Source organism: Pseudochrobactrum sp. B5, from assembly GCF_001939785.1.
GTDB classification, from domain to species: domain Bacteria; phylum Pseudomonadota; class Alphaproteobacteria; order Rhizobiales; family Rhizobiaceae; genus Pseudochrobactrum; species Pseudochrobactrum saccharolyticum.
Map to the genome: position 1 here is coordinate 62,515 of NZ_MOYL01000005.1, position 26,533 is coordinate 89,047.

At 51.7% G+C, this 26,533-nt stretch carries 23 protein-coding genes; 14 read left to right on the top strand and 9 right to left on the bottom strand.

The window, feature by feature from the left end:
* Positions 1-5: 5 nt before the first annotated feature.
* The 6 genes from BKD14_RS14530 to BKD14_RS14555 form a co-directional block, all read right to left on the bottom strand.
* Positions 6-848 (bottom strand): carbon-nitrogen hydrolase family protein, encoded by an 843-nt coding sequence (locus tag BKD14_RS14530; protein WP_022709680.1) that lies wholly within the window; start codon positions 846-848, stop codon positions 6-8.
* A gap of 34 nt (positions 849-882) precedes the next feature.
* Complete coding sequence (locus BKD14_RS14535; protein WP_075656987.1) at positions 883-1,617, bottom strand: aldolase/citrate lyase family protein; 735 nt, start codon at positions 1,615-1,617, stop codon at positions 883-885.
* 44 nt (positions 1,618-1,661) lie between these two features.
* Positions 1,662-2,471 carry an ABC transporter permease gene (locus tag BKD14_RS14540; RefSeq protein ID WP_075656988.1) on the bottom strand — a complete coding sequence of 270 codons (810 nt, stop codon included), beginning with the start codon at positions 2,469-2,471 and terminating at the stop codon, positions 1,662-1,664.
* A gap of 17 nt (positions 2,472-2,488) precedes the next feature.
* Positions 2,489-3,376 carry an ABC transporter permease gene (locus BKD14_RS14545; protein ID WP_075656989.1) on the bottom strand — a complete coding sequence of 296 codons (888 nt, stop codon included), beginning with the start codon at positions 3,374-3,376 and terminating at the stop codon, positions 2,489-2,491.
* On the bottom strand, positions 3,373-4,458 hold the full coding sequence (locus BKD14_RS14550; RefSeq protein ID WP_075656990.1) for an ABC transporter ATP-binding protein: 1,086 nt from the start codon (positions 4,456-4,458) through the stop codon (positions 3,373-3,375). The genes BKD14_RS14545 and BKD14_RS14550 overlap by 4 nt, the downstream gene beginning before the upstream one ends.
* Positions 4,459-4,552: 94 nt before the next feature.
* On the bottom strand, positions 4,553-5,626 hold the full coding sequence (locus BKD14_RS14555) for an extracellular solute-binding protein (RefSeq protein WP_083647178.1): 1,074 nt from the start codon (positions 5,624-5,626) through the stop codon (positions 4,553-4,555).
* Positions 5,627-6,458: 832 nt separating this feature from the next.
* Between BKD14_RS14555 and BKD14_RS14560 the strand changes: the two genes are divergently transcribed.
* The 12 genes from BKD14_RS14560 to BKD14_RS14615 all read left to right on the top strand — a co-directional run bounded on the left by BKD14_RS14560 (position 6,459) and on the right by BKD14_RS14615 (position 19,992).
* The gene (locus BKD14_RS14560) at positions 6,459-7,379 is read left to right on the top strand and encodes a glycosyltransferase family 2 protein (protein WP_083647207.1); all 921 of its coding nucleotides are present in this window, start codon (positions 6,459-6,461) and stop codon (positions 7,377-7,379) included.
* Between the two features lie 37 nt (positions 7,380-7,416).
* Complete coding sequence (locus BKD14_RS14565) at positions 7,417-8,115, top strand: polysaccharide deacetylase family protein (RefSeq protein WP_075656992.1); 699 nt, start codon at positions 7,417-7,419, stop codon at positions 8,113-8,115.
* A 187-nt stretch (positions 8,116-8,302) separates the two neighbouring features.
* Entirely contained in the window at positions 8,303-10,600 is a 2,298-nt protein-coding gene (locus BKD14_RS14570; RefSeq protein ID WP_075657151.1) for a NosR/NirI family protein, read from the top strand.
* A 23-nt stretch (positions 10,601-10,623) separates the two neighbouring features.
* Positions 10,624-12,540, top strand: coding sequence for a TAT-dependent nitrous-oxide reductase (gene nosZ, locus BKD14_RS14575; protein WP_075656993.1), 1,917 nt, complete (start codon positions 10,624-10,626; stop codon positions 12,538-12,540).
* A 71-nt stretch (positions 12,541-12,611) separates the two neighbouring features.
* On the top strand, positions 12,612-13,997 hold the full coding sequence (locus BKD14_RS14580; RefSeq protein ID WP_075657152.1) for a nitrous oxide reductase family maturation protein NosD: 1,386 nt from the start codon (positions 12,612-12,614) through the stop codon (positions 13,995-13,997).
* Positions 13,994-14,914, top strand: a complete 921-nt coding sequence (locus tag BKD14_RS14585; protein WP_075656994.1) for an ABC transporter ATP-binding protein — start codon at positions 13,994-13,996, stop codon at positions 14,912-14,914. The genes BKD14_RS14580 and BKD14_RS14585 overlap by 4 nt, the downstream gene beginning before the upstream one ends.
* A complete protein-coding gene (locus BKD14_RS14590) occupies positions 14,911-15,741 on the top strand; it encodes an ABC transporter permease subunit (RefSeq protein ID WP_075656995.1) in 831 nt (276 codons plus the stop codon). Before BKD14_RS14585 ends, BKD14_RS14590 begins: the two co-directional genes overlap by 4 nt.
* On the top strand, positions 15,738-16,274 hold the full coding sequence (locus BKD14_RS14595) for a nitrous oxide reductase accessory protein NosL (RefSeq protein WP_075656996.1): 537 nt from the start codon (positions 15,738-15,740) through the stop codon (positions 16,272-16,274). The genes BKD14_RS14590 and BKD14_RS14595 overlap by 4 nt, the downstream gene beginning before the upstream one ends.
* 28 nt (positions 16,275-16,302) lie before the next feature.
* On the top strand, positions 16,303-17,313 hold the full coding sequence (locus tag BKD14_RS14600; RefSeq protein ID WP_075657153.1) for an FAD:protein FMN transferase: 1,011 nt from the start codon (positions 16,303-16,305) through the stop codon (positions 17,311-17,313).
* Between the two features lie 119 nt (positions 17,314-17,432).
* Complete coding sequence (locus BKD14_RS14605; RefSeq protein WP_075656997.1) at positions 17,433-18,128, top strand: Crp/Fnr family transcriptional regulator; 696 nt, start codon at positions 17,433-17,435, stop codon at positions 18,126-18,128.
* Between the two features lie 120 nt (positions 18,129-18,248).
* Positions 18,249-18,695: a pseudoazurin gene (locus tag BKD14_RS14610; RefSeq protein ID WP_022712562.1), complete on the top strand. Its 447-nt coding sequence runs from the start codon at positions 18,249-18,251 to the stop codon at positions 18,693-18,695.
* 136 nt (positions 18,696-18,831) lie between these two features.
* On the top strand, positions 18,832-19,992 hold the full coding sequence (locus BKD14_RS14615; protein ID WP_083647208.1) for an NnrS family protein: 1,161 nt from the start codon (positions 18,832-18,834) through the stop codon (positions 19,990-19,992).
* Between the two features lie 7 nt (positions 19,993-19,999).
* Here BKD14_RS14615 and BKD14_RS14620 read toward each other — a convergent pair whose 3' ends face one another.
* Both BKD14_RS14620 and BKD14_RS14625 read right to left on the bottom strand, forming a co-directional pair.
* The gene (locus BKD14_RS14620) at positions 20,000-20,524 is read right to left on the bottom strand and encodes a DUF2249 domain-containing protein (RefSeq protein ID WP_075656999.1); all 525 of its coding nucleotides are present in this window, start codon (positions 20,522-20,524) and stop codon (positions 20,000-20,002) included.
* A gap of 269 nt (positions 20,525-20,793) precedes the next feature.
* Positions 20,794-21,516, bottom strand: a complete 723-nt coding sequence (locus BKD14_RS14625) for a L,D-transpeptidase (RefSeq protein WP_022712560.1) — start codon at positions 21,514-21,516, stop codon at positions 20,794-20,796.
* A gap of 295 nt (positions 21,517-21,811) precedes the next feature.
* Between BKD14_RS14625 and BKD14_RS14630 the strand changes: the two genes are divergently transcribed.
* Complete coding sequence (locus tag BKD14_RS14630) at positions 21,812-22,075, top strand: hypothetical protein (protein WP_075657000.1); 264 nt, start codon at positions 21,812-21,814, stop codon at positions 22,073-22,075.
* Between the two features lie 104 nt (positions 22,076-22,179).
* Here the strand turns inward: BKD14_RS14630 and BKD14_RS14635 are convergent, their stop codons facing one another.
* Positions 22,180-25,809: a hydantoinase B/oxoprolinase family protein gene (locus tag BKD14_RS14635; protein WP_075657001.1), complete on the bottom strand. Its 3,630-nt coding sequence runs from the start codon at positions 25,807-25,809 to the stop codon at positions 22,180-22,182.
* A gap of 124 nt (positions 25,810-25,933) precedes the next feature.
* Between BKD14_RS14635 and BKD14_RS14640 the strand changes: the two genes are divergently transcribed.
* Positions 25,934-26,530 (top strand): winged helix DNA-binding protein, encoded by a 597-nt coding sequence (locus BKD14_RS14640; RefSeq protein WP_022712558.1) that lies wholly within the window; start codon positions 25,934-25,936, stop codon positions 26,528-26,530.
* Positions 26,531-26,533: the final 3 nt, after the last annotated feature.

Genomic DNA, 26,533 nt, shown 5'->3' on the forward strand with positions numbered 1-26,533 from the left:
TTTCCTTACACTGCACAGGCTTCGTGACGTTTGCCTAACCGGCGGTGCTGCACCATCGGAATTAAAGCACGAACGCGGTTGATCTGCTCACGATCAACTCTGGCTGTAACAAAACCCACACCGTCTGATGCGCGGGCAACGACATGCCCCCAAGGATCACAGACTAGAGAATGTCCGTATGTATGACGTTTCTCACCGCCGCTCACCACCGCGCCGGTCTGTCCGCAGGCGACAAAGTAAGTCTGGGTTTCAATGGCGCGGGCGCGTGCCAATACTTCCCAATGGTCTTTGCCCGTTTGCAGTGTGAAGGCGGCAGGCAGAATGATGATATCAACACCAGCCTTTTCCAGCTCAAGATACAGTTCAGCAAACCGGATATCGTAGCAAATAGCACAACCGACTTTGAAACCGTCGAGGTCATAGACCACAACATCTTCACCCGGTTTCACCGTTGCGGATTCTTTATAGGCTGTGCCATCCGGTGCCACGATATCGAACATATGGATTTTACGATAATGGGCGACTTCTTTACCCGAGCGGTCAAAGACAAAAGTCGAATTATAAATCCGTGCCTCGCCGTCAACTTTCTCCATGATCGTACCGGCATGAACAAAAACTTTATGCTCACGGGCAAAATCCTGCGCCATTTTATAGGCAGCACCATTTGGTGCGGTTTCAGCCTCATTCAGCTTGCCCTCAGGACTGCCGCCATAATATTCAAAATATTCCGGCAGAACGATCAGATCAGGCGCATCTGTACGCACTGCATCTTCCATCAGTTTACGGGTTGTAGCCAGATTGGCGGCTTTATCAGCCTGCGGATTGGTCTGGATCAAACTTACTTTCATCATGCTCCTCCAAGCTCATTGAATAGAAATAAAATCAGGCAATAAGCGCTTCTTTTTTAAGCGCATTGACAGTGGTCATCATGCCCTGACGCAGGGTCATATTCTGTGTGGCGACGACCAGCATTGATGCGCCCTCATCCAAGGCAAAACGGCGCTCGGCTTCTGTCCATGCAGGCATGATCCATGGCTTGCCCGCATCACGGGCAGCTTTGGCGCAACGGCGCAGATCAGCCTTGTCCGCATCATTGAATTCATAAGCACCGCGACCACGGGCAAGTGCCAGATCAGAAGGCCCCGGGAAAAGACCATCGACCGTATCCAGCGCGATGATCTTTTCGACATCAGCAAGGCTTTCAGCCGTTTCGATCATGGCGTAGCATTTGGTTCGCTTATTCTCTTTTTCAAAGGCATCAGATGCAGGACGGCTATAGCCGAACACGCGGCCACCGGCATAAGAACGCGTACCGGTCAGCGGATATTTCGCTGCTTTGGTGACCTCTCTGGCATGCTCCACACCCAGAATATGCGGAACAATCACACCATCTGTGCCAAAATCGAGCACCTGCTGAATAGCTTCTGTGGTCGGTGCCAGCACCTTGGTCAGTGTCGGCAGGCCATGCGCTTTGGTGAAGGCCAGAAACTGATCAAGCGTGCCCAAGTCAAATGTGCCATGCTCCAATTCCAGCACGAAAGATGTGAAACCACAGGTTTTAGCAATCTCAAGATATCCGAAATGCGGCTGCGACATCCAAAGGGCGATATTTTCCATTTTCGAGACCTCCTCGTCTCTTCATTCATGCAATGCGAATGCGGTTATTTGGTATTTTCAGAAGACTTGCCGATGGTTCGGGAAAGGCCGAGCGTGCGTTCAATCAGGAAAATGATCAGCAAAGTTGCGATAATCAGCACCACAGAAATCGCGGCGGTCATCGGATCTGTACGGCTTTCCACATAGTTGAAAATCTCGACCGGCAAGGTAGTCAGGCGCGGTCCTGTGATGAACAGCGAGATCACCACCTCGTCAAAAGACAACAGGAATGACAGGGCAGCACTGGCCACCAGACCCGGCATCATCAACGGTAAGGTAATGCGGCGGAACACTGTGAATGGTGTAGCGCCTAGCATCGTCGCAGCTTCTTCAACGGAGGGTGGCAGGGTTGAAAAAGCTGTGATCATAATGCGGATCACATAGGGTGTGGTCACGATCAGATGCGCGATAACAAGCCCTGTAAAAGTACCGAGCAGCTGCATTCTTACAAAGACCAGCAGAATGGCCAGACCCAGCACGATTGACGGCAGCAGCAACGGCGCAGTGAAAATGTTGAGCAAGAATTCCCGCCCACGGAACTCATAGCGACGGATCGCATAGGCGGCCGGAATACCGGCTATCAGCGACAGAACAGTCACCACGCTTGCAACGCCAAGGCTGATCCACAAAGCATTGATTAGCGCCTCGTGATGCAGCATTTCACCATACCACCGCACACCCCAGCTTTGCGGCGGAAAGGTCAGATAATTATCATTGCTGAAAGACAGCGGGATCACCACCAGAATAGGTGCAAGCAAAAAAAGGTAGAGCGCTGCAACCAGAATTTTAAACGGCAGTTTCATAGTACCAATCATGAGATTTCCCCTGCCGGTTAATCGATGCGGCGGGCAATGCGTGAATACACGACCAAAGCCAGCCCGAAGATGATGAGAACGATGACGGATGTTGCTGCCGCACGCGGCCATTCAAGCTGGATAACCGCTTGATCATAAATCTCGGTTGCGAGCATGAAGACACGACCACCGCCAAGCAGTTTCGGTGTGATGAAAGAGCTGATTGCCAATACGAAGCACAGCAGACAACCCAGCGCCACACCGGGCAAAGTCAGCGGGAAAATCACACGGCGAAAACGGGTGAAGCTATTGGCACCAAGTGAAGCGGCAGCCTCTTCCAATGTCACATTCAGGCGGCCAAAACCGGCAATTAATGACAGCGCCATATACGGGATAAGGATTTCCACCATACCGATGAAAACGCCAAGCGTATTATTGACCAGACGAAACGGTTCTGAAATCAGACCCGTGCTCATCAACATACCATTGATAAGCCCCTGATCACCGAGCAGCACCATCCAGCCATAAGTTCGCACCACGCTGCTCACCAACAGCGGTGAAACGGTGATGACAAACAACAAGTTACGCCATACCGGTGATACACGATGAAGAAACAGGGCAATCGGATAAGCGCAGACCAGTGTCATCACTGTAATCAATGTGCTGATCCAGAGAGAGTTGAAAATTAGCTCCCAGTTGAAACTGTCAGTGAAGAAGCTGAGATAATTCTCCAGCGTGTAATTGTCGGTCAGAACCCCGCCGCTGCGGCTTTCCAGAAAGGAGATCTGCGCAAGATTGGCTACCGGTACGATGAATGCGATCAGATTGATCAATGCCATCGGCAGTAAAAGCCCGACGGCAATCAGAGGAAACCAGCCGCGCTTCGGTTTCACAAGATTATTGGATGCAGAGGTAAGTGCAGTCATTGCTTACCTCCGAAAACCAGCATGTCTTCCGGCTTCCACTCGCACAGCAGCTTATCGCCAAGCTGGAAACCATGGCCACCACTGGTCGTCGGCACTTCAACCTTCAGGCAGCCGCCATTAATCTCGATTTCATATTGAACAATATCGCCGATATAGGTAATCCGCGCGACCTTACCGCGGGCGCTATTGGTGGTCACACTGATCAGCGACTGGTCACGGTTAGGTGTCAGGCTGATACGATGAGGACGGATCGCAATCTGCCCCTCACCGGAAGTCGCACCATGAGTGTTACAGCGATAGACATTGTCACCCAGACGGCAGGTATTCTCTGCGATGATCTGGCAGATATGCACATTGGCGCGTCCGACAAATTCCGCCACAAACAATGAGGACGGGCGCTCATAAATTTCTTCCGGTGTGCCGAGTTGCGCCAGTTTGCCATTATGCATCACACCGACCACGTCACACATGGTCAGCGCTTCCACCTGATCATGGGTCACAAAAACAGTTGTGATATTCATACGTTGCTGAATTTCGCGGATTTCGATGCGCATATCATCGCGTAATTTCGCATCAAGGTTGGAAAGCGGCTCATCAAGCAGCAAAATGCGTGGTCGGATCACCAAAGCACGGGCAAGTGCAACGCGTTGTTGCTGGCCGCCGGACATATCTTTCGGTTTACGGGGGCCATAACCGGGCAAGCGCACCATTTCCAGCGCTTCCTCAACCCGTGCCAGTGCTTCATGTTTAGGCACGCGGCGCATATCCAGCCCGAAAGCCACATTCTCTGCTACGGTCATATGCGGAAACAGCGCATAATTCTGAAACACCAGACCAATGTCTCGCTGATGTGGTGGTTTGCGGGAGATATCCTCGCCATTGATATAAATATTGCCGTCTGTGATCGGCAATAATCCGGCAATCATGCGTAGAGTTGTAGTCTTGCCACAACCGGATGGCCCCAAAAGCCCGAGAAGTTTGCCTTTGGGCAAATCAAGATGCAGATCATCAACGGCCTTATAGTTGAGACCATAGAGTTTTGAGACGGCTTTGAGTTGCAGAAATGTATTGTCTGTCGTCATGTCAGAACCCGAATTATTCTGTGCCGTTCCGCCTGATAAAGATCAGGCAGAGCGGTTTTGCAGTCATAAGAAATGGAAATCTGTGCGCTGAAAATCAGCGGCCGGCAGGGATGATCTGGCGACGCCACGGGTCCAGAATTTTGCCGCGGATATCGCCGATCGTCATCCAGTCCACAGGAATGAGCTTGTCACGCTGTTCAGAATTCATCATCGGGATGCGGGCGCGTGTGGCCTCATCAACTTCGGCTTTGGTATTGGTCGGTGCATAGAACATCATCTTGGCAAAACGCGCCTGTGCCTCAGGGCTGAGTGCATAATTTATGAAAGTCTTGGTTGCGTCCTGATTTTTACCGTTGGCAATCGCACTGATCACATTAATCTGCGCTGCTGTACCCTCGGAAGGCCCTACAGAACCTAGCTTACCGCCGGTCTGATCATAATAAAACTGCGCACGGGCATTATAACCGATCGACAGGTTCGCGGTGCCATTCGCCACCAATGTATAGGCGTCAGGTTTTGGCTCCCATGTCTGAACCAATGGCGCCAATTCTATAAGCTTTGCCACAGCAGGTTTGATGGTTTTTACATAGTCAGTTTCACCGGCGAGCCGGTTGGTGATGATTGTTAGCAAAATAGCCTGAATATCACCGCCACCCTGCGCGGCGATAATGACTTTGCCATTTTGTTTTTTATCCCACAGCGCTTCCCAACTGGTTGGCCCTTCCGGAAAAGCATCGTGATTATAGATCAGTGACAATGTATCGAATGTAATCGGAATGGCTTTACCGGCAAGCTCTCTGCCAATATCTGCCAGATCGGCGTAATTGCTCAGATCAGCAGTATTTAGGTCTTCGACCAGCCCTTCATCACTGGCGATTTTAGCAACGGAAAGATCATAAATAACCGCATCAGTTTGCGGAGAGGACTTTTGAGCGCGCATATTACCAAGTGATGTCGCGGCATTCTGGACACCGTAATAGGTCACTTTAATATCCGGATGTTCTTTCTGGAAAGGCTCGATAACAGCCTGAATATAATTATCCTGAAATGCACCGCGATAGCCCATCACGGTAATATCAGCAGCCATCGCTGGCAGTGCCACCCCCGTCAGGGCAGCGGCAGCTGCCAAAATCAAAATACGGGATGCCTGATATTGAGATTGTTTCATGTTCTTCCCCTTTGTTTTTTTCAAAGGTGCAAAACATCAGGCTTATCGTCCAACGACTTATTCTTACCGCCTGTTCGATTTTGGTTTATGCATGTTGCTTATGCTTGTCAGAATTATGTTTTTTGCCTGTCAGTATCCATCTTGGCCGCATAATTTATATAACAATCCAAACGCAAATAGATTGGCCAATGATCATCCATGATGTCTCGTGACACTTCAATGGCACAATCAAGCACTCGCACTCTCAGGTTTGAGCTTTTTCTCTCTTCCTAGGAGCAATGTTCCCACCTTTTCTATTGGTCATTAAAGAGGCAAAAGGGCAATGGTCTGTCCGTCAACAGCTATTCATCACGAAAAATAAGCTTTACAGCTTCATGTGCTAATCTGATAACCTTTAGTAACAAGATTATTCGTGCTGAAATCCAAGGAGTGAATGCCACATCCGGCGAGCAATCACTACCGCAACCTGCCCCCCCAAATCACGTTTCAATACAGCACCATATCTGTAGCATTACATTATGTAGCGTCTAATAAAGATTCATTTTCACCTTCAATTTATCTAGGTAAAAAAACAGAATAGATCATATTTTTTCAATAAACTTAAAATAATACGCATTTTTATGAGTAAAAAAGATTTTTAAAGTGACAATAAATTGTTACTTTATGTTATTATAAAAATTCTCAGCACAACTATCTGTTTGGGGATTACGGGGAAATTATTTCACGTGCAGATAGCTGGGAATCAAAGTCGGGGTCACAGGGGGAATTGTTTTTGGTTTCAAAAACGCACCGGAAAATTTGCATCGGTACGATCACAAAAGATCGCCCCGTTATGCTGCAGAAATTGCTGATGTCTTATGCCCGGCTGATTATTCCTGAGGGGATACAGGTCTGTTTTTTAATTGTAGAAAACAATCATGAGAAAACAGTCTGCTCGATTATCAATGACTTTAAGGCAAGAGTTTCACCTGCTGAAGTCGTCTATACTGTTGAGCCGGTTTTAGGGATCGCATCCGCCCGAAATCACGTGCTCAATTATGCTGTTGATCATGGTTATGATCTGCTGACATTTGCCGATGATGACGAGCAGGTAGAGCCGCAATGGCTCATGGAATTGCTGAAAGAACGCGATTACCACAATCTTGATATTGTCGGCGCACCGGTACGTTTTGCACCACCCGAAGGCAAATTGTCATTATGGCAAAGAATTGTCTGGCAGGGTGTTGATAAAATGAACAGTAATGCGGAAAGCCGCTCAATCAAAAAACGAGCTAACGGCAAAGCCGGACAAGTGAAACTTGCGACCGGCAGCTGGATGGGCAATCTCGACTTTTTCCGCTCAACCGGATTGCGCTTTGACGCAGCTTTAGGTCAGTCTGGGGGTGAGGACTGGCAGCTATGGGCCGAGGCAAAAGCCCTTGGCGCTAAAACAGGCTGGACGCCGCACGCTATTGCCTATGAAACCGTTCCTACCTCGCGTTTGAAACTGGGCTATTATTATCGCCGCAACCGTGATATTGCCAGAGCAGCCCATCTGGAGCGCATGAAAAATCCGGAAAAAAGTATAATATGGCGCACCTTCAAATCCGTTCTTTCGCGTGTTTATAAAGTGCTTGTCGGCAGCTTATTACTGCCCATCTATCGCGAAAGAGGCCTGCTAACGATCGCTGCGAATTTAGGCAGTCTGGTCGGCTTTATCGATGGAGCCCGTGGCAAAAAATCCATGCATTATGTTGATATTGACGGCTACTGATAACCAGCCCCTGCCCAAAAAGTAAAAGCATCTGCCTATGACAGTTCCGATCCTTGTCTATCATCATATTGCGGCTGTCGGCAGCAGTGTCCCTTTTCGCAGCCTGTTTGTGCATCCTAAACGCTTTGCAAGCCAGATGCGCTGGCTGAAAAAACTCGGTTATCAGGGGCTCTCTGTGCGGGATGCCATGCCGTACATTAAAGGAGAAAAAACCGGAAAGGTTGCTGTCCTGACTTTTGATGACGGCTTCCTGAATGTACTGGAAAATGCCGCACCGGTTCTGGCAGAGTGCGGCTTCACCGCCACGAATTATTTTGTGGCCAACCAGATCGGTGGCAGCAATATCTGGGACAAGGCAATCGGCATTCCGGAAATGGCATGTATGTCCGTTACGCAAATGCGTGAATGGGCAGCATTGGGACATGAAGTCGGCGCCCATACGCTTGATCATGTCAATCTGAATGACACACCGGATGAAGAAGCCCGCCGCCAGATCAGTGAATCAAAATCACGTCTGGAGGGCATGCTGGGCGCAGAGGTTCCTCATTTTTGCTATCCCTACGGTGCCAATAATCAGACGCACCGCGTAATGGCACGCGAGGCAGGTTTTCAAACTGCGGTCACGACAATTGCCGCGCGTGCAAAACCAAATGATGACCCGTTTGGCATTCCGAGAATATATATCCGTCGCAATCATACATTGCCGGAATTTTTATACCGTGTGTATTTCCGCTAAAGGCAGCAAACAGCATATTTTCAGATAATTAACACCTGCAATTATCGTCAGTTTGTTCTGACGCAAAGACGCATTCCGCCACTTCATTAAAGTCCACTGCATAACCGCTGAGCAGCCTGCTGCTGCAGCACCTGACTTGCAGTGAGCACCTTATATGAACCGCTTTCATGATCGTCCGGCATTTTTCATCAGAAAACTGATCCTGCTGTTCTGTCTTCTGTTAAGCGGCTTCATCAGCCTGCAAACGACAGCCTTTGCCGCTCAGCTGGATAAGTATCTGCCTGTGCTAAAAGTGCAGGAACTATTTCAGGATGCGGATCGTATCGGCACGCCGCAAGGCGAACCACCGATTGCGCCGGTTTATAAAAATCAGGATTTGCTCGGCTATATTTATCTGAATTCGGATTTTACCAGTTCAGTCGGCTATTCCGGCAAGCCGATCCATATTCTCGTTGGTATTGATACCAAAGGTATCATTCGCGGCATCAAACTTGCCGACCATAAAGAGCCGATTGTGCTGATCGGCATTCCCGAAGCCAAAGTGGTTGCGGCGCTCAACTCCCTCATCAACAGCGATTTCAATGCCGTTGCATCCGGTACAGCCAAACCGCCTCAGGTCGAGATTGTCAGCGGTGCCACGGTCACTGTTCTGGTCATGGGCGACAGTGTGGTGCGCTCGGCTGTCGGACTGATCCGTAGCGGCCGTCTGGGCAATCAGCTTGCTGCCGGACAAGTCGCGGCACCGCAAGAAACCCGCACTGTTGATCTGTCGAAACAGGATATCCGTGACTGGCAGGAACTGACCGGTGACGGCTCTGTCCGCAGCCTGAAGCTCAGTGTCGGCGAAGTAACGCAAGCCTTCCTTGATGCCAAACAACCGCGTGCGGCAGAAAACCCTGAAACATCCGCTCCGGAAGACCAGTTTATCGAGCTCTATGTCGCGCCGGTATCGGTGCCATCCATAGGCCTCAGCCTGCTGGGACAGGCCGGTTATGACCAGATGCAAAAACGGCTTAAACCCGGTCAGCAGGCCGTACTGGTTGCCGGTGATGGTGCCTATTCCTTCAAGGGATCAGGTTACGTACGCGGCGGTATTTTCGACCGTATCGAACTGTTGCAGGACGGTCAGGGCATCCGTTTTCGGGATAAAAACCATACGCGCATCGGCAATATTGCTGCTGAAGGCGCACCGGATTTGCGTGAAATCGCACTGTTCACGGTGCCGGAAGGTTTCGCTTTCGACGTAACAAAGCCATGGGAACTGCAATTACTGGTACAGCGTGGCTTTGGTGCCCGTGACAAAGCCAGCATCTTCTATGACCTCGGTTATACACTTCCCGACCAATATGTGACCATCACCGCACCTGCCAAACCTGTCCCGGCTCCCGTGCAGCCTGCACAAGATGCTGCCACTGCGAATAATCCGCATGTCAGCGCACCGGTCGGTGAAGCATCCATGCCTGATTTCTTCGGAGAAGATAATCCGTTGTGGATCCAGATGTGGCAGATGAACAAAATCAATATTGTGATTACTGCCTTCGCCATTCTGGTACTGGTCGCAATCTTCTTCTTCCAGAACCATCTGGTCAGACGTCCGCGCTTCTTCGCATGGGTCAGACGCGGCTATCTTCTGTTCATCCTTGTCTGGCTTGGCTTCTACACCAACACCCAATTGTCGGTCGTCAATGTCCTGACTTTCACCAATTCGCTTATCACCGGCTTCAACTGGGAATTTTTCCTGACCTCCCCGCTGACCTTCCTGTTATGGGGCTCGGTTGCCGCCGGTCTGCTGTTCTGGGGACGCGGCCCGTTCTGCGGCTGGCTCTGCCCTTTCGGTGCGCTGCAGGAACTGAGTAACAATCTGGCACAATGGCTGAAAGTACCGCAGGTCAAACTGCCATGGGGCCTGCATGAACGCCTGTGGCCGATCAAATATATTATCTTCCTCGGCCTGTTTGGTCTGTCGCTCTATTCCGTGGCTCTGGCCGAAGTTTTCGCTGAAGTCGAACCGTTCAAAACTGCAATCATTCTGAAATTCGCCCGCGAATGGCCTTTCGTCATCTATGCTCTGACCTTGCTGACTGCCGGTCTGTTCATTGAGCGCTTCTTCTGCCGCTATCTGTGCCCGCTCGGCGCGGCACTCGCCATACCCGGCCGTATCCGCATGTTTGAATGGCTGAAACGCTGGCCGGAATGCGGCTCGCCATGCCAGCGCTGCGCCGTTGAATGTCCGGTGCAGTCTATCCATCCGGAAGGCCAGATCAATGTCAATGAATGTATCTACTGCATGCATTGTCAGGAACTCTATCACGATGACCAGCGCTGCCCGCATATGATTCAGGTGCGCGTCAAACGTGAGAAATTCGCTGCCCGCAACGCGCCTTATACGCCACCGGCAGAGCGTACCGGCAGCCAGTCAAAAACCATCATCACCCATAACGGACAACCTGTTACCGGCGCATCCGCACCGGACGCAGCATCCTGAAATTTTCAACTGGAGACAAAGCAATGTCTGAGCAAGAAAATAAGACCCGCATGAACAGACGGCAATTACTCGGCACCTCGGCTTTTGTAGCCGCTGCCGGTGCCAGCGGCATGGGCGGTGCGCTTGTCATGGCCGGCGCACCGAAGCAGGCCATGGCGGCATCCGCATCCGGTTCAAGTGCGGAGGTAAAACCGGGGGAACTGGATGAATATTACACCTTCTTTTCCAGCGGCCAGAGCGGTGAAGTGCGTATTGTCGGCCTGCCATCCATGCGCGAGCTGATGCGCATTCCGGTTTTCAACCGTGACAGCGCCACCGGCTGGGGGCAGACCAATGAAAGCCTGAAAGTGCTGACCGAAGGCATGCTGCCTGAAGACCGTGAGTTTATGAAAGACCGCGGCGGCGTTTTCGACAATGGCGATCTGCACCATCCGCATCTTTCCTTTACCGACGGCACCTATGACGGCCGCTATCTCTATGCCAATGACAAGGCCAATACCCGCGTCTGCCGTATCCGTCTTGATGTGATGAAATGCGACAAGATCATTCAGCTGCCGAACCAGCACACGGTTCATGGCCTGCGCGTGCAGAAATATCCGAAGACCGGCTATGTCTTCTGTAATGGTGAAGACCGCGTGCCGATCCCGAATGACGGTAAAAATCTGACAGATACCAAAAACTATCATGCGATTTTCACCGCCGTTGACGGCGAAAGCATGAAAGTTGCGTGGCAGGTCATGGTCAGCGGCAATCTCGACAATGTCGACTGTGACTATCAGGGCAAATATGCTTTTGCCACTTGCTACAATTCCGAAGAGGGCGTGACACTGGCCGAAATGATGGGCAGTGAGCAGGACTGGATTGTTATCTTCAACCTGAAACGCATTGAAGAAGCGGTTGCCAAAGGCGAGTTCAAGGAAATCAACGGCGTGCCGGTGATTGACGGACGCAAAGGCTCCAAATTCACCCGCTATATTCCGGTGCCGAACAGCCCGCATGGTATGAATACCGCACCGGACGGCATCCATATTGTGGCCAATGGTAAATTATCGCCGACCGTCACTGTTTTCGATGTGCGCAAATTTGACGACCTGTTTGATGACAAAATCAATCCGCGTGATGCCGTTGTGGCAGAGCCGGAACTCGGTCTCGGGCCTTTGCACACCGCCTATGACGGCAAGGGCAATGCCTATACGACACTGTTTATCGACAGTCAGGTCTGCAAGTGGAACATTGAGGATGCCAAACGTGCCTTTAAGGGCGAAAAGGTCGATCCGATCCGCCAGAAACTTGATGTGCATTATCAGCCGGGCCACAACCACACCTCAATGGGGCAAACCAAAGAGGCTGACGGTAAATGGCTGATCTCCCTCAATAAATTCTCCAAAGACCGCTATCTCAATGTGGGCCCTCTCAAACCGGAAAATGACCAGCTCATTGATATTTCCGGAGATAAAATGGTGATTGTCCATGACGGACCAAGCTTTGCCGAACCGCATGACGCAACAATCGTACATCGCTCCAAGATCAATCCGGTCAATGCCTGGAATCGTGAAGATCCGTTCTTTGCCGATGCTGTTGCACAGGCAAAGGCCGATGGCGTCGATCTGATGGAGGCTGCTGAGGTCATCCGCGACGGTAATAAAGTCCGCGTCTATATGACCTCTGCCGCACCGGCCTTCAGCCTTGAGGAATTCACCGTCAAACAGGGCGATGAAGTCACTGTCTATGTAACCAATATTGATGAAATCGAAGACCTGACCCATGGTTTCTCGATCATCAATTACGGGATCAATATGGAAGTGGCACCGCAGGCCACCGCCTCAGTCACCTTCATCGCCAACAAGCCGGGCGTGTGGTGGTATTACTGCTCGTGGTTCTGCCATGCCATGCATATGGAAATGAAAGGCCGTATGCTTGTTGAGCCGAAAGGCGCTTAAGCATCATGCAGCATCAGCGCCATAAGGAAAAACGCAATTCCGCAGCTTTACCGGAGCACAGAGCGCCCGCAATGAAGCACTATGCTTTGGCCACGGCTTTGTGTTTTTCCGGCCTGCTGCCCGCTATGATTTCTCCGGCACTGGCCGGAGAGATCACCGTATCTGCCGGACAAAATCTGCAGACCGTCCTTGATCAGGCACCGGCGGGGGAAACGATCCGCCTGCTCAAAGGGCGGCATGACGGGTCAGTCGTCATTGACAAGACAGTCATGCTGGAGGGGGAAGCCGGAGCCGTGCTTTACGGCTCCGGCACCGGCAATACGATTACTGTCAATGCACCGGAAACTATCATTCGTGGGTTGGAAATCCGTGGTTCCGGCGACAATCTCTATGATCTCAATTCCGGTATTTTCATCGCCAAAACTGCTACCGGCGCGCGCGCGGAGAATAACCGGCTGATTGATAATCTCTACGGTATCTATCTGCATGGTGCCAAAGATTCCGTAGCCGAAGGCAATGAGATTATTGGCAAGCGCGGTGTGCGTATGGCGCAAACCGGCAGCGGTGTTTCCATCTGGAATGCACCGGGTGCCAAAGTGCTGAATAATATCATCCGCTATGGCCGTGACGGCATTTATACCAATGCCAGCCGCAAGAATATCTTCCGTGGCAATCTCATGGAAAATGTGCGCTTTGCTGTCCATTATATGTACACAAATGATAGCGAAGTCAGCGATAATATCTCGCGCAATAATTCTGTCGGCTTTGCCATTATGTATACCAGCCGGCTTAAAATTACCGGCAATCTTTCAGAGGGTGACCGCGATCACGGGTTGCTGCTAAACTATGCCAACAGTTCCGTCATCACCGGCAATCGGGTAATCGGCAAAATGCAATCGGCTGACCGCTGGATGGATGCCGGTGTACAAAGCGCCGAGCACGGCATGCCAGCACCGGAAACTGACCCGTCTGCAGAGACTGGCAACCTGCGACTGGGGCCTGAGAAATGCGTTTTCATCTACAACGCCAATAAGAACAAGTTCACCGGCAATCAGTTTGAAAATTGCAGAATCGGCATTCATTTCACGGCCGGTTCCGAAGGCAATGTGATGAGCGGCAATGCCTTCATCAACAACCGCAATCAGGTCAAATATGTCGGAACCCGTAATCTCGACTGGTCGGCCAAAGGACGCGGTAATTTCTGGAGCGACAATCCCGCCTTTGACCTCAATGGCGACGGCATTGCTGACAGCCCCTACCGGCCGAATGATCTGATCGACAAAGTGCTGTGGACAGCACCGCAGGCCAAAATTCTTATCAACAGTCCGGCGATCCAGACGATCCGCTGGGCGCAGACGCAATTTCCCGCATTGATGCCCGGTGGTGTCATTGACAGCTATCCGCTGATGAAACCGCCTGCGATGCCGGTCAAATCCGGAGGCGAAAATAAATCATGACTGAAACTGTAAAGCTTGCCGGTGTTACCAAAACCTATGGCACATTCAATGCCATCAGCGATGCGTCCTATGTGCTGAATGCCGGTGAAAATATTGCCCTTGTCGGCCATAATGGTGCAGGCAAAACCACAATGATCAAGCTGATGTTGGGACTGATCCGCCCGACACATGGCAAAGTGCTGGTGCTGGGTGAAGATCCCGCAGCCGGACAATTTGCGGCACGGCGCAAGCTTGGCTATCTGCCCGAGCATGTCTCCTTCAATATGGCGCTGACCGGACGGGAAACTCTGTCCTTTTACGCCAAGCTCAAATCCGTTCCCGTGAAGGAAACCGCTGCGCTGCTCGATCATGTCGGCCTGTCCCATGCGGCAGACCGCCGTGTCGGCACCTATTCCAAAGGCATGCGCCAGCGGCTGGGTCTGGCGCAGGCTTTGCTCGGCAAACCCGCTGTGCTGCTGCTGGATGAACCGACAACCGGCCTTGATCCGGCCTTGCGTAAAAACTTTTACGATCTGCTGGAGGTTATGCGTGCGGAAGGTACCACTATTCTGATGTCCTCTCATGCGCTCACTGAACTGGAAAATCGTGTCGGACGGGTGATTATCGCCAATCGCGGTAAGGTCATTGCTGACGGTTCACTGGATGATCTGCGCCATATTGCGCGTCTGCCGGTGCGTATCCGTGTCAGTTTAGCCGAAGGCGAAACTGCACCCCACAGCACCGGACAATCCCTGCGGATTGGCTGGCGAAAAACCGGCTTTGCAAGTTTTGAGGCGGATGTTTCCGCAGAAGATAAAATGCAGGTTCTGAACTCCGTTATCGCTCAGAACCATAACATCACGGATATTGATGTCATGGCACCGACACTGGATGAGCTTTACGCCCATTTCCTCACAGTTAAAGAGGCCGCGGAATGAAAAATCTCATTCATATTGCCGGTAAGGAAATTCAGGAAGGGTTGCGCAACCGCTGGGTGCTGGCAACCACTCTGCTGCTGGCTGCGCTGGCACTCAGCATGAGCTTTCTCGGCAATGCACCGACCGGCAGCACCATCGGTTCCAACCGGCTGGATGTGGTGATCGTCAGTCTCTCCAGCCTCACTATTTTTCTCATCCCGCTGATTGCACTGCTGATCTCTCATGATGCTGTTGTCGGCGAGATGGAACGCGGCACCATGCTGTTACTGCTGAGTTACCCGATCGGGCGCAAACAGGTCATTCTTGGCAAGTTTCTCGGACAGCTCACTATTCTCGCTTTCGCGACCCTGTTCGGCTATGGCAGCACTGCCGTAGTGCTTGCGCTGACAGGCGGCGGCATTGATGCGGCAAGCTGGCTGGCTTTGCTGTCGCTGATCGGCAGTTCCATCTTGCTCGGCGCGGTATTCATCGCCATCGGTTTTTTCGCCAGCACAATCGTGCGTGAGCGCAGCACTGCTGCGGGTATTGCTATCGGTATCTGGCTGCTCTTTGTGCTGATCTATGACATGGCGCTGCTTGGTTTGCTGGTCTTCGATCAGGGACAAATGATCGGCACTGCTTTGCTCAATATTTTGCTGCTTATCAACCCGACAGATGCCTATCGCCTGCTCAATTTCGGCACAGGCGGTGCCGGTGCCCTCACCGGCATGGGTGGCGTTGCGGGTACCACAACTCTGAGCGCAGGTGTCCTCACTCTGGCGCTGGGACTATGGACTGCCATTCCGCTCGGCCTTTCCATACTCATCTTTTCAAGGAAAGAACTATGAGACTGATCTCCCTTTTCATCCCCGTCATTGCCGCTCTTACCCTGTCCGCCTGTTCGCCTGAAAAACAGGCCGAGACACCGGCTCCGTTTGCACTGACGGAAGCGGCCATGGGGCGCTATTGCGGTATGAATGTTCTGGAACATAGCGGCCCGAAAGGTCAGATCATTCTGCATCCGGCAAGTGAAGCCATCTGGTTCTCCTCTGCCCGTGACACGCTGGCTTTTACCATGTTGCCGGAAGAGCCGAAAAATATCGCGGCAATCTATGTCTCCGATATGGCCAAAGCCCCAAGCTGGGAGCAACCGGGCGCACAAAACTGGGTTGATGCGAAAAAGGCTTTTTTCGTCATCAACAGCAATGCCACCGGCGGCATGGGGGCTAAAGAAACCGTGCCCTTCTCTACCCGTGAAGCGGCAGAGCAATTTGCCAAAGATAAAGGCGGCGACATCGTTACCTTTGCCGACATTCCGCAGGACTATGTTCTCGGCACCTCAGACGCGCCAACTGAAGCACCAATGAGCACACATCACTAATCTCATGAATATTTGCACGGAGGCTGCCATGACAAGCCGTATCAATCGCAGACGTTTTATCGGTATCAGCTGTGCTGCTGCGGGTCTGAGCCTCCTGCCGTTTCATGCCGGTGCATCTGCACATAATAATGCTGTGATCTGGCAGGGCTTTGCCCTTGGCGCACCGGCAAAAATCATTCTGCATCATCCCGACAAGAGGGCTGCAGAAGCCCTCCTCCGGCAGGTTCGTGCGGAAATCGCACGTCTGGAAGGTATTTTCAGCCTTTACCGGCCAGACTCTGAACTTGCCTCGCTCAACCGCTCCGGTGCTCTGGCGATGCCATCGCCGGAGCTGGTTGAGTTGCTGGAAAAATGCCGTGATTTTTGGGAGAAAAGCGGCGGTCTGTTTGACCCGACCATTCAGCCGCTTTGGGCATGTCTTGCGCGGCATTTCTCCGCAGAACATGCCGCCGCCTCCGGCCCCTCCGCACAGGAATTGCAGCAGGCGCAGTCTTTAACCGGCTTTGATGCCGTGCGTTTCAGTAAAGACCGGATTGTCTTTGACCGCCCGCATATGGCCATGACCCTCAATGGTGTGGCACAAGGCTATATTACTGATCTGATTACGCAATTACTGGCAGACCACGGCGTGACCAATACGCTGGTGAATCTGGGTGAATATCGTAGTCTGGATAATCAGCCCGATGGTACGCCCTGGCAGATTGGTATTGCCGATCTTGAAACCGACCCGCAGCCCGATGCGATGCTGGAACTCTCCGACAATGCACTGGCCACATCCGGCGGTGCCGGTTTCCGGTTTGATCCGGACGGGCATTTCAACCATCTGCTCAATCCGAAAGCTGCGAACAGTCATGAACTGTCTTCGTCGCGTTATCAGCACCTGACAGTTATCGCGCCTGATGCAACTTCTGCCGATGCATGGGCGACAGCCTTCAGCCTGATGGAGCAGGCAGAAATCCGTGCAATCCTGCAAAATATGTCCGCAACTTCTGTCTATATAAAAACTGCAAAAGATGGTTTTCACCGGTTAAAAGTCTGAAAATGATAGCAATATATTGAATTGCACCACGCTTCACAAAGCTTTACTACTCATCCCACATTGATGAACACAGGGGCGGTCACGGCGACGGCTCTATAGCGTATCATGACTGCAAAGGGATGAGTATGATTGACCGGACGCTTGTCAGCGCATTGCCGATCTTTGCAGGCATGGAAGAAAGCGCTCTAGACAAACTGCTCTCCAATGCGGCTCAGCGCCCTGTTGCCAAAGGCGCTAAAGTCTTCGAGCAAGGTCAAAAAGCAACCTCATTCTACCTGCTTCTGCAAGGCCGGTTGAAAGTCATGCAGGTCACCGCCGGTGGTCAGCAGCTGATTGTGCGCGTCGTCCATCCCGGTGATTTATTCGGATTTGCTCTGGCAATCGGGCGCACAGAATATCCGGGCACACCGATTGCGGTCGCCGACAGTATTGTACTCGCATGGCCGATGAACATGATGAACAGCTTTTTGGAGCGCAATCCCACGCTGGCGATTAACGCCATGCAGATGATCGGCCAGCGGCTGGATCAGGCGCATAACCGTATCCGTGAAATGTCCACGCAGGAAGTGGAGCGCCGTATCGCTCATACGGTTATCCGGTTGGCACAGGAAGCGGGCATTCATGAAGGTTCTGATATCCGCATTGATTTCCCGATTTCGCGGCAGGATATTGCCGAAATGACCGGCACCACATTGCATACGGTTTCACGCATACTCAGCAACTGGGAAACCAGAGGACTGGTCAAAGGCGGACGGCAATTGCTTCTGGTTTCCAATCTGACCGGACTTAAAAGACTGGCCGAGCACGAAGACTAAAATACTCCACCATTTTTGTCCGGTTTTTCAGCCTCTTTGCGCCCCGACAAAGAGGTGTGTTTCAATCTGTCTTAAGAAACGGGCAGCCGCTGAAGCGGTTACCTTTTTTCGGAGACTGACATGAAACTTACCGCAACAAAACTGGCTCTGACAGCAGGCGTTTTCGCCCTCTTCACCCTGCCGTCTCTGGCTGCCGATATTGAAGTACACATGCTTAATAAAGGCGCAGAAGGCGCAATGGTCTTTGAGCCCGCCTATATCAAAGCCAATCCCGGCGACAACATCATCTTCATCCCGACGGATAAAGGTCACAATGTCGAGTCGGTCAAAGATATGATCCCCGAAGGCGTTGAAAAGTTCAAAAGCAAGATCAATGAGAATTACACGCTGACAGTTCAGCAGGACGGCGCTTATCTGGTCAAATGCACACCGCATTATTCCATGGGCATGGTCGCGCTGATCGTTGTCGGTGACAATCCGGCTAATCTCGATGCCATTGTGGCCGCGAAGAAGCCAAAGCCGGTGCAGCAGCGCCTCGAAAAAGCAATTGCCAGCGCACAAAAATAACAGCCCTGCCTGATGCAGGTTTGCATACCGGCCCGCATGTTGAGATGAGGACACCGCTGTGAACGCCCCTGATACCGCTGACCATCTGAAAAACGAAAACACCAAAACCAGAAAACCGGTGCCGCGCGGGTTAAAAATGACCGGCCCTGTGCTTTTCAGTTATGGTTTCAGGCCGTTTTTCCTCGGTGCCGGTATCTGGGCTGTGCTTGCAATGCTGTTGTGGATTTTATCCCTCACACTCGGCATGCCGCTGGGCGGTTCTTATGATGCACTCAACTGGCATGCCCATGAAATGCTGTTCGGTTTCGGTTCTGCGGTTCTGGCAGGGTTTCTGCTGACCGCTGTACCAAACTGGACCGGCAGCCTGCCGGTCTCCGGCACACCACTGATCATTCTTGCCGGTTTCTGGCTGGCGGGACGTCTGGTCTTTCTCTATCCCGATCTCATCCATTTCTATGCGGCAATCGCATTGGAAAGCCTGTTTCTGCCGTTATTGCTGATTATTTGTGCAAGAGAAATCATTGCCGGCAAACAATGGAAAAATCTGAAAGTGCTGATCGGTGTCACGCTTCTCACCATCGCCAATCTGATCTTCCATTATACCGTGATAACCGATGGTGATATTGCTTTTGCCAGCCGTATCGCTGTCAGTGCCTATGTGTTGCTGATTATGATTATCGGCGGCCGTATCGTGCCGAGCTTCACCCGCAACTGGCTCAACCGCAATCAGAAAACACGTTTTCCTGTACCGTTTAACCGCTATGATGCACTTTGCATCATCACAGGCGCATTAACGCTTCTAAGCTGGATAGTTGCGCCGGAAACGCCGGTCACACTCGTGCTCGCCAGTCTGGCTGCGATCTTGCATATTGCGAGACTGGTACGCTGGCGCGGCTGGGAAACCGCACCGGAAAAACTCCTGCTCATCCTGCATATTGCCTATGTTTTCATTCCCGCAGGTTTTATCGCTATCGCTTTGTCTGCAGCGGATATGCTCAATGCCTATTCAACATTACATATCCTGACTGTCGGCGCTGTCGCGACCATGATGCTGGCGGTGATGGGGCGTGCCACTCGTGGGCACACCGGCAATGCGCTCAACGCATCTCCGCTCACCATTCTGTCTTATGTCTGTCTGATTGCCTCAGCACTCCTCAGACCATTTGCGGAAATTGTTCTGAATTATTTCCATACAATTCTGGCAGTGTCGGCGCTGTTATGGATCGCGGCCTTCGCCCTTTATGTCATCGAATATGCACCGATGCTGCTGCAGGATCGCCGCCAGCGGGCAGAATAAGAACAAATCAATGAGTGCCGGAGCGGATCATCATCCGGTATGCTTCGCCGCTGGCATCAAAATTTCCGACCCATTGATGACCTGCATTTTCCAGCTCCGGCAGCAAGAAATACGGCTCGGCTGAAAACAGCGCGAAGATCACAGCGCCTTCTTCAATTCTGCCAAGCAGGCGCAGGATTTCTTCCGTAACAGTCTTCTGATCCGGCAATGAATAATCCAGATAATGCATCGGATCCGGCCAGATTTCCGGCACCACGGTTCGGGCAGACAGGCTGACAGGCTTTATCTCTTCTGCGGTTTCTTCTGAAATTGCCGGAGAGAAAATGACCTCCCAGTCACCACCGGTAATTTCACGGGCAGCGCAGGAAAAACCTTTCCGCTCCATGACCTGAAACAACGGCACCGGACGGAAAGTTGCAAGCAATCTGAGGGATTGCCCTTCCTGCAAGCCGGAAACAGTCTGCATAATCAGTGGAAACGGCTCACCGCCCTCGCGCAGCACCGGCCGTACATCCAGCTCAACTATTTGCATGTAAATCCCCCGTCATAGACAGAATCTTGATTCCGGTGCGTTTTCAGGAGGTCAGTTTAAACCGGAAGTCTTCAGAGAATAAACAAACCATGTGTGAATTATAATCATGGTTTGAGGACAGGATTTTGTTCTGTCGCAAATTGCTCGAAATAAGAATTAGCTTTTTAAAATTACGCTAAAATACACAGTGAGGTAAGCACGGGCATATCGGTGACCGCGCGTAAAAGCGTGTGGTTTACACCAATTAAGAGCGTAAACCACAAAGCTGATTAACCGGCGGCCATCACTGAATGCGCCTGTCCGGTTTTGTTCAGGTCAGGAATAACGACGATATCACTGCCATCACGCACATTATCATACAGATGCATCACATCCTGATTGACCATGCGGATACAACCGGAAGAAACGGATTTACCAATGGTCCAATATTCAGGCGAGCCGTGAATACGGTAGATCGTGTCACGTCCGTCTTTATGGATATAATGGGCACGGGAACCGAGAGGATTTTGCAAGCCCGGCCCCATACCACCATTGGCGATGCTGTAAGGTTCAAGCGCCGGATTACGGGCTACCATTTCATCCGGTGGTGTCCAGCGCGGCCACTTACGCTTATAGGCAATTTTCGCACGGCCGGACCATGCATAACCGTCTTTACCGACGCCGATACCGTAGCGAGTTGCACGGCCACCGGATTTAATGTGGTAGAGATATTTATTCGGGGTATCGACGATAACCGTGCCCGGCTTTTCATCCGTGATATAATCAACTTCCGTACGCCAGAATTTCTCCGGAATTTTCGACACATCGACTTCAGGAACCTGATAGCCTTCATCCCACACTGCATAATACATTGGCGGAGTGACAGGCTTGATTTTGTTGGCTGCAAGATCAGCCGAAGGGCGCTTGGTTTCACCGGTGGAAACGCAACCCGTCAAAGCAAGAGCACTGGCTCCAAGCAAGAAATGACGACGGGAGAATGCAAATTCAGACATTTATAGCTCAATCTTCATTGGAATTGACCCCGAACTATCATGTCTGTCCTTAAGTCAGGCTTAAGAGCAGTCACGGGATCTTTCACTTCATTCATTTATCTTTTCTGATTTACTGAACGCGGGAGGCTGCGTTTTTCATTCAGCAAGTCTGAAACCTGAGAAACCACATCTATGACAACAACATGGTAAAAACAGAATTAACGCATGAAATAATAAGTTTTCTGGATGACCTGTGGCATTTATAACAACATGTAAGTTTGTCAATTACATTCACTCCCAGATGAGAGGACATTGCATGACAATTAACGCAGTGATTGAAAAATATGACGGACGGGACTTACGCCTCAAAACGCGTATTCTTGAAGTTGATGAAGATAGTATTCATCCATATGTCCTCATCGAAGGGAGTGCCGATACATTAAGAAAATTGGCGGAACTAATACTGGCCCTACCCGACGATAATATTGCACGTGATTTTCAAATGGGACCGAATGCACCTGGTTGTGCTCATTTTACAAAAGATTCAACCATCGGCATTTATATTAATTGCGTTGATTGACGGCCTGTCGGTTGAATAAATACACCTATTTTATTTTTCTTATACAACAAAGCCCTCTGCATTTCAGGCAAAGGGCTTTGTTCATTTCGTACTTATGTCAAAGTTCAGTTCTTGCCGTAGCCGCCACCGGTCGGGGTAATAATGGTGAAAGCCTCACCGGCTTTCAGAACTACCTGATCGCAGCCTTTCAGCACTTCAACAGCACCGTCCTGACGGCGGACTTCATTGCGTCCCAGCTGACCGTCCTCACCACCTTCAAGGCCAAACGGCGGTACGCGGCGATGGCCGGAGAGAATCGCAAATTCCAGTTCTTCCAGAGCGCGGATGGTACGGTGTGTACCATTACCCGCAGTCCATTTACCGCGGCCGCCGGAATTTTCACGGATATGGAAATCTTCCAGCATCACAGGGAATCGGGTTTCCAGAATTTCCGGATCGGTCAGACGCGAGTTCGTCATATGGGTATGCACAGCATCGGCACCGTTGAAACCAGGGCCTGCCGGCGCACCGGAGCAGATGGTTTCGTAATACTGATATTCATTATTACCGAAGGTCAGATTGTTCATCGTACCCTGTGCCGCAGCCATGGCCTTGGTTGCACCAAACAGACAGTTGGTCACAGCCTGACTGACCTCCACATTGCCCGCCACAACAGCAGCAGGATAATGCGGTGACAGCATCGAGCCTTCCGGCACAATGATTTTAATCGGGCGCAAACAACCGGCATTCATCGGAATATCGCCGTCAACCAGCACGCGGAAAACATAAAGCACGGCGGCACGGGTAACCGGCTGCGGGGCGTTGAAATTGTCAGGACGCTGTTCAGACGTACCGGTGAAATCAACCGTCGCTTCACGCTTCACACGGTCAATCGTTACCTTCACTTCAATCTTGCTGCCCTGATCCAGTTCATAAGTGAACTGACCATCCGGCAATTGATCCAGCACACGGCGCACGCTTTCGGCAGCATTATCCTGCACATGCCCCATATAGGCTTTCACAACATCCTCACCGAAATGCACAATCATCTTGCGCAATTCAGCCACGCCTTTTTCATTGGCGGCAATCTGAGCTTTCAGATCGTTGACGTTCTGGGTGAGATTACGCACCGGATATTTTGCGCCATTGAGCAAATCAGCCAGCGCTTCTTCGCGGAACTGCCCCTGATCGACCAGCTTGAAATTGTCGATATAGACGCCTTCCTGCTCAATATTCACCGCCAGAGGTGACATCGAACCCGGTGCAATACCGCCGATATCGGCATGGTGACCACGGCTGGCAACCCAGAAACGGATTTCTGTCTGCTCATCATCGAAGACCGGCGTACACACGGTCAGATCCGGCAGATGCGTGCCGCCATTATAAGGCGCGTTAATCAGGAACACGTCACCCGGTTTAATCACCGGATTCTCACGGATAGCTGTGGCAACAGAGGCATCCATCGATCCCAGATGCACCGGCATATGCGGCGCATTGGCAACCAGATTACCTGTCGCATCAAAGACCGCGCAGGAGAAATCAAGACGCTCTTTAATATTCACCGAATAGGCAGTGTTCTGCAAAGTCACGCCCATCTGTTCAGCAATTGACATGAACAGATTGTTGAAAATCTCCAGCATGACCGGATCAGCTTCTGTGCCGATGGCAACGCGCTTCGGCAGCGCCTTGATGCGGGTCAGCACCACATGGTCATGCTCGGTCAGGCGTGCCTGCCAGCCATCTTCAATGATAATAGTCTGGTTTTTCTCAATGATAATCGCAGGACCGGTTACGGTCTGGCCGCGCTGCATGGTTTCACGCACCACAACAGCTGCATCATGGAACGCACCTTGTGAATAGAAGCGTGTCTGACGGTCAGCCTGCGCTTCAGTTGCCTCACCAATATTGCCTGCTGCCTCGCCCTCACCGGCACCACCGCCGACAGTTTCGAGTTCAACAGCATCAATGACCAGCGCTTTATTTTCCGCAATGAAACCAAAACGACGCTTATGCGCAGCTTCAAATTCGGCACGCAGGCGCGAAGCCGCATCAATAGCCGGATAAGTTGCCTCAACGGAAAGCACGGTATCTGTGCCTGCATAACGGATATGGGCACGCAGATGCTTGGTAATAACCTGCTCTTCCACGCCCTGTGCGGTGAGTTCCGCCACGCATTCTGCGGCCAGTTCTGCACCAAGACGCTGCAATTCTGCAGGCGCATCCGCATCAAGATCAACACCCAGCGCCTTCTGACGAGTGGCGCGAATATCTGCCAAGCCCATACCATAGGCGGACAGCAGACCGGACATCGGATGCAACAGAATATTCTTCATGCCCAACGCATCAGCCACCAGACAGGCATGCTGACCACCGGCACCGCCAAAGCAGCTGAGTGCATAACGGGTCACATCATAACCGCGCTGTACGGAAATCTTCTTGATCGCCTCAACCATATTGGCAACAGCAATACGGATGAAACCGTCTGCCACGCTTTCCGGTGAACGGTCGTCGCCGATTTCATCGGCCATCTGTGTAAACAATTCACGCACGCGCTCAACATCCAGCGGCTTGTCCTGATCGGGACCAAAAATCGAAGGGAAATAATCCGGAATCAGTTTGCCAAGCATCACATTGGCATCGGTGACGGCCAGCGGGCCACCATTACGGTAGCAGGCAGGCCCCGGATTGGCACCGGCAGAATCAGGACCAACGCGGAAACGACCTGCATCAAAATGCAAAATAGAACCGCCGCCCGCTGCAACAGTGTGGATCAGCATCATCGGCGCGCGAACGCGCACACCAGCCACTTCGGTTTCAAAAGCGCGTTCATATTCGCCGTCAAAATGCGCCACATCTGTTGATGTACCGCCCATATCAAAACCGATCACCTGACCAAAACCAGCAGTTGCACCGGTACGGGCAAGTCCGACCACCCCGCCGGCAGGGCCGGAGAGAATCGCGTCTTTACCCTGAAACATATCCGCAGCCGTCAGACCGCCGGAGGACATCATGAACATCACGCGCGCACCGGTGCGTTCTACGTCGAGTTCGCGGGAAACCTGTGCCACATAACGGCGCAAAACCGGCGACAGATAAGCATCAACAACGGTGGTATCGCCACGGCCAACCAGCTTAATCAATGGTGACACTTCATGGCTGACGGAAACCTGTTCAATGCCGATCTCACGGGCGATTTTGGCTACAGAAGCTTCATGGGCAGGGAATTTATAGGCATGCATGAAGACGATTGCGACGGCATTATAGCCTTCAGCTTTCAGGGCACGCAGCGCAGCTTCTGCCTGAGCCAGATCAAGAGGCAATTCAGTGCTGCCATCGGCCAAAACGCGCTCATCAATCTCGACAACGCGGTCATAAAGCGCTTCCGGCTTGATGATTTCAGTCGCAAAAATATTCTTGCGTTCCTGATAGCCGATGCGCAGCGCATCACGGAAACCTTTGGTAGTCACCAGCGCCAGCTTTTCGCCCTTGCGCTCCAGCAGCGCATTGGTGGCGACTGTTGTGCCCATGCGCACTTCACCGATTGCACCGGTCGGTACCGGCTCACCGGTTTTCAGCCCCAGATGCAGGCGGATACCCTGAACAGCCGCATCCTTATAGGCAGAAGGATTCTCTGACAGCACTTTGCGGGCGTGGAGCACACCCTGCGGGTCACGACCGATAACATCCGTAAATGTGCCGCCACGATCAATCCAGAAGTCCCAAGCCCCTGAAATCTCTTGTGTCGCTGCGCTCATTATCGGCTCCCTCACAAAATTATGCCGTTACGCTGAATGTTTATTGGAAAACATAGTTTCATTTTATTGACAAAATGTCGATAAGATGGTGACATAAAATACACAGGATTGGGAGACTGGCAATATGAGCAGGAAAAAATCGCCGCCACCGGCAGATCATAATGACGAGTCATTTATGGCCGAGGTCAGCCTGCCTAAGCATTTGCGCCCTGTCCCTTCCATCGGCCCTATTGTCTCTTCCGCCCATCTGGCAGAAGGCGGCTCCACCGCTTTATCCGAAGTGGAATATGGTTTAATTCTTGCGTCCCATGCATTTTCCCGCTGGATGGTACGCTGCATGGCTGCTGCAGGTTTGCCGGGCCTCTCCCCGATCGAAATTCTGATCCTGCACTCGATCCGTCATCGCGGACGTGAAAAGAAGCTTGCAGATATCTGTCTGGTTCTGGATATTGAAGACACGCATATTGCGACCTATGCCCTGCGCAAGCTGGAAAATGCCGGCTTGCTGACCACCGGCAAGGCCGCAAAAGAAAAGACCGTCCGTATTACCGATAAAGGCGCTGAAGCCTGTGCGCGTTATGCGCAAATCCGTGAGCGTCTGCTCGTGGATTCCACAGCCAATGCCCGCCCTTCGGAAGAAACCCTGTCGGAAGTTGCAGCTCTGCTGCGCTTTATGTCGGGTGCATTTAATCAGGCAGCCCGTTCTGCCATTACACTATAAGGA

Excerpts from the sequence above, each read along its gene's own strand:
- BKD14_RS14530 (WP_022709680.1), bottom strand. The coding sequence starts at position 848 with ATGAAAGTAAGTTTGATCCAGACCAATCCGCAGGCTGATAAAGCCGCC.
- BKD14_RS14535 (WP_075656987.1), bottom strand. The coding sequence starts at position 1,617 with ATGGAAAATATCGCCCTTTGGATGTCGCAGCCGCATTTCGGATATCTT.
- BKD14_RS14540 (WP_075656988.1), bottom strand. The coding sequence starts at position 2,471 with ATGATTGGTACTATGAAACTGCCGTTTAAAATTCTGGTTGCAGCGCTC.
- BKD14_RS14545 (WP_075656989.1), bottom strand. The coding sequence starts at position 3,376 with ATGACTGCACTTACCTCTGCATCCAATAATCTTGTGAAACCGAAGCGC.
- BKD14_RS14550 (WP_075656990.1), bottom strand. The coding sequence starts at position 4,458 with ATGACGACAGACAATACATTTCTGCAACTCAAAGCCGTCTCAAAACTC.
- BKD14_RS14555 (WP_083647178.1), bottom strand. The coding sequence starts at position 5,626 with ATGAAACAATCTCAATATCAGGCATCCCGTATTTTGATTTTGGCAGCT.
- BKD14_RS14560 (WP_083647207.1), top strand. The coding sequence starts at position 6,459 with ATGCTGCAGAAATTGCTGATGTCTTATGCCCGGCTGATTATTCCTGAG.
- BKD14_RS14565 (WP_075656992.1), top strand. The coding sequence starts at position 7,417 with ATGACAGTTCCGATCCTTGTCTATCATCATATTGCGGCTGTCGGCAGC.
- nosZ (WP_075656993.1), top strand. The coding sequence starts at position 10,624 with ATGTCTGAGCAAGAAAATAAGACCCGCATGAACAGACGGCAATTACTC.
- BKD14_RS14580 (WP_075657152.1), top strand. The coding sequence starts at position 12,612 with ATGAAGCACTATGCTTTGGCCACGGCTTTGTGTTTTTCCGGCCTGCTG.
- BKD14_RS14585 (WP_075656994.1), top strand. The coding sequence starts at position 13,994 with ATGACTGAAACTGTAAAGCTTGCCGGTGTTACCAAAACCTATGGCACA.
- BKD14_RS14590 (WP_075656995.1), top strand. The coding sequence starts at position 14,911 with ATGAAAAATCTCATTCATATTGCCGGTAAGGAAATTCAGGAAGGGTTG.
- BKD14_RS14595 (WP_075656996.1), top strand. The coding sequence starts at position 15,738 with ATGAGACTGATCTCCCTTTTCATCCCCGTCATTGCCGCTCTTACCCTG.
- BKD14_RS14600 (WP_075657153.1), top strand. The coding sequence starts at position 16,303 with ATGACAAGCCGTATCAATCGCAGACGTTTTATCGGTATCAGCTGTGCT.
- BKD14_RS14605 (WP_075656997.1), top strand. The coding sequence starts at position 17,433 with ATGAGTATGATTGACCGGACGCTTGTCAGCGCATTGCCGATCTTTGCA.
- BKD14_RS14610 (WP_022712562.1), top strand. The coding sequence starts at position 18,249 with ATGAAACTTACCGCAACAAAACTGGCTCTGACAGCAGGCGTTTTCGCC.
- BKD14_RS14615 (WP_083647208.1), top strand. The coding sequence starts at position 18,832 with ATGACCGGCCCTGTGCTTTTCAGTTATGGTTTCAGGCCGTTTTTCCTC.
- BKD14_RS14620 (WP_075656999.1), bottom strand. The coding sequence starts at position 20,524 with ATGCAAATAGTTGAGCTGGATGTACGGCCGGTGCTGCGCGAGGGCGGT.
- BKD14_RS14625 (WP_022712560.1), bottom strand. The coding sequence starts at position 21,516 with ATGTCTGAATTTGCATTCTCCCGTCGTCATTTCTTGCTTGGAGCCAGT.
- BKD14_RS14630 (WP_075657000.1), top strand. The coding sequence starts at position 21,812 with ATGACAATTAACGCAGTGATTGAAAAATATGACGGACGGGACTTACGC.
- BKD14_RS14635 (WP_075657001.1), bottom strand. The coding sequence starts at position 25,809 with ATGAGCGCAGCGACACAAGAGATTTCAGGGGCTTGGGACTTCTGGATT.
- BKD14_RS14640 (WP_022712558.1), top strand. The coding sequence starts at position 25,934 with ATGAGCAGGAAAAAATCGCCGCCACCGGCAGATCATAATGACGAGTCA.